Raw genomic sequence first — 5,815 nt, forward strand, 5'->3', positions numbered from 1 at the left:
GAAATCCTGCAGGACTCCAGCCGATATGCTGATAGCCACACTGAGTGCCCATCCTAATAGAACGCGGTGAGGTTTTTCCACCAGGCGCTCGCCAGATTTTCTGAATACCGGCACCAGTTAACTCCCTGAAGCGATCATCGACTCGCCTAATTTCTCGGCAATAGCTTGCTTCGTTGTATAGGCTCATTACCCCCGCCTTGGAACCAAACTGTGGTCTAGCAAAAATCTCTCCACTGGGCCCATCTTTGACAAAGTACAAATGGTCATAGGTATGGCTGCCAAAGTGATGACCTTCACGTAAGCGGTCTTGCCAATAGGACTTCCATGAATCATCAAGAGAAAAATCGCCGCGACTGGTTTTTTCATTTGCCAGAAAAAAAGTAGCTTTAACATTTTGACGGCTCAATATGTCGGCAACATTCGTCGCAACTGACATATTCCCAGTATCAAAAGTAAGATAAATCGTTTTTTTGCAGTGATTGTCTTGAGAATATGCAAGTGAAGTACATGTCGCTAAAAAGATTAGCGACGTTAGACGAGCAAGAGCGGAAATCCAACCCATTGAATTGGGTTATTCCCAACCTGCGCGTGGAGTGAAGAAAACACCATGCGGAGATTTTCCAACTGGGATTACAGTGATTAGCTTCATTGAGGGAATATCAATTACTCCCGCTTTTTTAGAGAAGCGGAATGTAACCCACATTGTTTTACCATCAGGTGTAATTTCCATATCGTCTGGGCCAGCAGGAAGACCCGTAATATCCCCAGTCTTTTCCAAAGTCTGCATATTGATTAGGCTGATAGTTGAAGCAATACGGTTGCTGACGAACACATGCTTCTTATCGCCTAATGGACGGAAGTTATGAGCACCCTTCCCTGTGAAGATTCGCTTCACTTCTTTACGGTTTTTCCAGTCGATAACTTGGACATTGTCCTCGCCGGTAATACCAACCAATAAATATTGATCGCCAGGCGTCATCCAAACTCCAGCAGGAACTTTACCCGTGGTCATTTTCCAAATGACAGTCTGCGTATCTAAATCGATTGCAGCCAATTCATTGGAATCTTGCAGAGTGATAAAGGCAATCTTGCTATCCGCAGTGAACGCAACGTGACTCGGCGTCTTTCCCAGCTTAATTGATTTGGCCAGCTTAAGGTCCGCTCCTTGAGCGTGATACACATCTACTCTATCTAAGCGATTACCGTTTGCAACAAACCATTTGTGATTCGGCGAGTAACCAATTTGGTAGGGGTCAATAATATTCGGGATCTTACCGGTCAACTCTCCGCTAATGGGATTCATGAGCACCACGTCATTGCCGGCAGCATTCGCGATCAGGAGCGTCTTTTGGTCCGGAGTCATCATCAGGTGATGAGGCTCTTTTCCAACTGGGACAGTCTTAATTACTTTGCGGCTAGGCATGTCAATCAAGCTGACAGTTGCTTCACCAGAATTCAACACCACTGCCAACTTGGGCTCGGCCTTAGGGTCAACAGTCGTTGCAGTTTGGGCAAAAACGCCATTCTGAATACCAAAGAGGCCGAATATCACCAAGACTGAAATGGTGGCAGATTTGGCTTTATTAATAAATATGTACATAGCCGACATTGTAAGCAATAGATGCTCAGTGTGAGCTAGCTCGATAGCGATCGATTTGACTTAACGCAAGCTAGCTAAGACCTTTTCTAGGCGTTTTAGGGACATTGGTGTTGGAGTCTTTAATTCCTGGGCATAGAGGGCTACCCGTAATTCCTCTAGTTGCCAGCGGAAATCGCTCAAAGCCTGATCCCCCGCCATGGCATAGTTAGTAGAACCACGGCTACCTTGAACCAGTTTTTGCCAAGGTCTGGCAACCGACTCCCAGTCTTTTTGACACTGGGCATCCCGACTGGGGTTGGCGCGCAACTTATCAATACGCATTGCAATTGCCTTGAGATATCGAGGGAAATGCACTAGCTGGCTATATGGCGTGTCAGATACAAATTTCGGGAATATTAAACCCTGAACCTGCGCTTGAATGTCTGTGTAAGCAGCAGCTGAAACAGCCTTGGCTTGAGCCATCTTCTTTTGAAGATCTGCATAAGCCTGCAAAGCCGCTAAAGCATGTTTTGAAATCTCTTGAGCAATTAAGGCCAGTCTGGGCTTACCTGCCTGTAGGCGCTCAGCAAATTGATCCGCATTCACCGGCAATGGATCATTCATGAATGCACGCTCTAAGGCAAGATTGAGAATTTGCTCAATCAAATCATCCACTGAACCTACATTGATAAATAGTAGGCCAATCTCACGCATTCCAGGTAACTGCTTCTGCAGTGCCTTAAGCGTGTCCTTATTTGACAAAGCAAATAGTCTACGAAGGCCTTGCCAATGATATTTCCTAGCTTCTAGTAAATCGTCAAATACCTCAAGATCACATGACTCAGCACGATCCACTAAGGCTGGGTAACCGAATAAAGTGCGATTACCTTTTTGAATCTCCAGCGTTTCAGGCAGCTCACCAAAGTCCCAAGTTCGATAACCGCTCTGCTCTACTTTTTTTACTGCAGCAGTAGTTGTGGCTTGGTTTGTTTTTGCACTTGCATTTGGAGTGCTGACTGACACATCAGAAACCAGCTCCTCTTGAACTGCTTGCTGGGCAATCGCCTGGAATGCAGTTCGAGCAGTTTCACCGTACTCAGCACGCAATCGAGTTAAATTACGCTCCAACTCAAGTTGTCGACCATGCTCGTCCACCAGACGGAAGTTCATCGAGGAGTGCAAAGGCAGCGATTCGGGTCTGAAGTCTGTACGCTTAATTTCTAAACCGCGTTCTTTGCGAATATCCGTAATGAGGCTATCTAAAAAGTCACCCACACCAAACTGTTTTTCTGCGAGCATGCGGTCTAAGAAAGACTTTGCATATTCCGGCAGCGGAATACAGTGACGACGTAACTTCTGGGGAAGTGATTTTAGGAGCAGGTGAATTTTTTCTTCGCACATACCTGGCACTAGCCATTCGCAACGACGACCATCTACCTGATTTAACAGAGTCAATGGAACAACTAGAGTGACTCCATCCTTAGGACTGCCAGGCTCAAAGTGATAAGTTAAGCTCAATTCAGTGCCACCAACAAGCATCTTTTTAGGATAGCGATCTACCGTAATTCCGGCAGCTTCATGGCGCATTAAATCAGCCTTAGCTAAACGCAAGAGAGTATCGGGCGACTCTTGATTGTCACCCCCCGCTCTAGATGCTTTTTTTAGCCAGGCATTCATACCCTCTCTACTGAGGACATCTTTTGGAATGCGTGAATCATAAAAAGCAAACAGGAGGTCATCATCCACCAAAACATCGGGGCGACGTGAACGATGCTCTAGAGCCTCGATCTCTTTAATTAATCTGCGGTTATGCCAGAAGAATTCAAAACTTCCAGGATATTTCTTTTTAGCATCAGCCTCGGTCTCTCTCATTAATGCTGGAGTATCCATACGTCCGAACATCTCTTCCTGGACTAAGGCCTGCGTAATAAATATTGAACGTGCATCCTCAAGATTATGTGATTCATAGCGAACTCGACGCCCATGATAAATGGGGAGTCCATACAATGTGCCACGCTCAAAGGCCATGACCTCACCTTGACGACTATCCCAAAAAGGCTCACTTAGAGATTTGATAAGGCGATGGGCAGCAACCTTCTCAACCCACTGAGGCTCAATTTTGGCAATTGTGCGGGCATACATACGATTGGTTTCTTGGAGCTCACCAGCTAATATCCAAGCACCGGCCTTTTTACCAATGGTTGAACCCGGCCAGATAAAGGGACGAATACCACGAGCACCAATGTAACCACCGGTCTTGCTACCGCGCTCTTGAGATTTTTCATCCTCTTCTTTTTTGGCAACGTAACCTAATAAGCCAGTTAATAAAGACAGATGTACCTGTTCATAGGTAGCGGCCGAGGGATTCTCTTTCCAACCCTTTTCACCAAGCATGGTATGTAACTGCCCATGTACATCACGCCATTCTCGCAATCGCCTAGGCGATAAGAATTTACTGCGGCACAGATTTTCTAATTGGCGATTACTGTGTTTGTGCTTCAGCGCATCCTGATACCAATCCCATAGCTTTACAAAGCTTAGAAACTCTGATCGCTCATCTGCAAACTGTAGGTGAGCTTGATCGGCAGCAGTAGCCTGATCCATTGGTCGATCGCGCGGGTCTTGGGTAGCTAAAGCAGAAGCAATGATGGTGACTTCACGTAGTGCGTTTTGCTCTTTAGCTGCTAAGAGCATACGACCGATACGAGGATCCAAGGGAAGATCTGCTAACTGCTTGCCTATAGGCGTTAGCTTGAAACTATTGTTAATGTCTTTGTCATCACTCCTAGAACTCTCGTCATAGACGATGGCACCCAACTCATCTAGCAACTGCACACCATCTGCAATAGCTCGACCTAGGGGCTTATCAATAAATGGGAATTCTTGAATACGGGGTAAGCGCAAAGAACTCATGCGCAGCAACACTGCCGCCAGTGAACTACGGAGAATTTCTGGATCAGTAAATTTGGGCCGGCTTAAATAATCTTGCTCGCTATATAGACGAATACAAATACCGTCAGATACACGACCGCAGCGACCTGCCCTTTGATTGGCTGCCGCCTGAGATATTGGCTCAATTTGCAACTGCTCGACTTTATTGCGATAGGAATAGCGCTTCACCCGCGCCAGGCCGCTATCCACTACATAACGAATATTGGGAACTGTTAATGAGGTCTCGGCAACGTTGGTAGTGAGAATGATGCGTCGACCATTGCCAGGGTTAAATACACGCTCTTGCTCTGCAACCGACTGGCGCGCAAACAGACTTAATATCTCCGGATGAAAGCGTTGCTGCAGGACATGATCTTTGCGTAGCGCTTCAGCGCAATCCCGAATCTCTCGCTCCCCAGGCAAGAAAACCAAAACATCGCCTGCACCTGAGGTGCCCTCTCGCCAGACATTAGCAATCGCCTCCGCCACTGCATCTGGAATCTCCTTAGCCTCTTTAGACTCCTTCTTGCCGTCTGGCTTGGCATCTGGCTCCAAAGCTTCATAACGCTGTTCTACAGGGAAGAGTCTTCCACTGACCTCAATCACCGGAGCTGACTTGCCATTTAAGGCGAAATGATCTGAAAAACGCTTGGCATCGATCGTGGCTGAGGTGATGATCAACTTGAGATCTGGGCGCTTCGGTAGCAGCTGGCGAAGGTAGCCCAGTAGAAAGTCGATATTGAGGCTGCGCTCATGAGCCTCATCAATGATGAGTGTGTCATAGGCACGAAGTTGAGGATCCCTCTGAGTCTCAGCAAGCAAGATTCCATCAGTCATCAACTTAATTGAGGCGCCCTGACTAGTCTTATCGGCAAAACGAACTTGATAGCCAACGTCTTGACCGATTGGGGTACCCAGCTCTTGGGCTATACGCTTCGCTGTGGCTGTTGCAGCAATACGGCGAGGCTGTGTATGTCCAATGAGGCGCCCGCCGTTGATGGTGCCCCTACCTAGGTCTAGACAGATCTTCGGTAATTGGGTTGTTTTGCCTGAACCAGTCTCACCACAGACAATCACCACTTGATGAGAGCTCAAAGCATCCTTAATGATTTGACGCTGACCAGATACTGGCAACTCCTCCGGAAAGCGAATTTCCAGACGTCGGGAGGTGTTGGAAGCAGGCACAGTCGCAGGGCTTGCTTTGGGTTTTTGTTGGTTTATAGGCTCTTGCACCCTATAATTTTCTCACTATGCCAACAAATGCACCAAACCCCGGCTCAAACGCCGAAGAATCAAGCTCCAACT

3 protein-coding genes are annotated in these 5,815 nt (G+C 47.1%); all 3 read right to left on the bottom strand.

From position 1 onward, the window contains the following. Positions 1-436, bottom strand: a 436-nt coding sequence (locus B7Y67_RS09790; RefSeq protein WP_293598485.1) for a polysaccharide deacetylase family protein, incomplete at its 3' end; no start/stop codon positions are given. Positions 437-571: 135 nt separating this feature from the next. After that, on the bottom strand, positions 572-1,609 hold the full coding sequence (locus tag B7Y67_RS09795; protein WP_293598486.1) for a cytochrome D1 domain-containing protein: 1,038 nt from the start codon (positions 1,607-1,609) through the stop codon (positions 572-574). A gap of 51 nt (positions 1,610-1,660) precedes the next feature. Beyond that, positions 1,661-5,695 carry an ATP-dependent RNA helicase HrpA gene (hrpA, locus tag B7Y67_RS09800; RefSeq protein WP_293598487.1) on the bottom strand — a complete coding sequence of 1,345 codons (4,035 nt, stop codon included), beginning with the start codon at positions 5,693-5,695 and terminating at the stop codon, positions 1,661-1,663. Between the last annotated feature and the right edge of the window lie 120 nt (positions 5,696-5,815).

Source organism: Polynucleobacter sp. 35-46-11 (assembly GCF_002281105.1).

What these genes read in the sequence shown, in the direction of transcription:
- B7Y67_RS09795 (WP_293598486.1), bottom strand. Translation starts at nt 1,609, where the DNA reads ATGTCGGCTATGTACATATTTATTAATAAAGCCAAATCTGCCACCATT.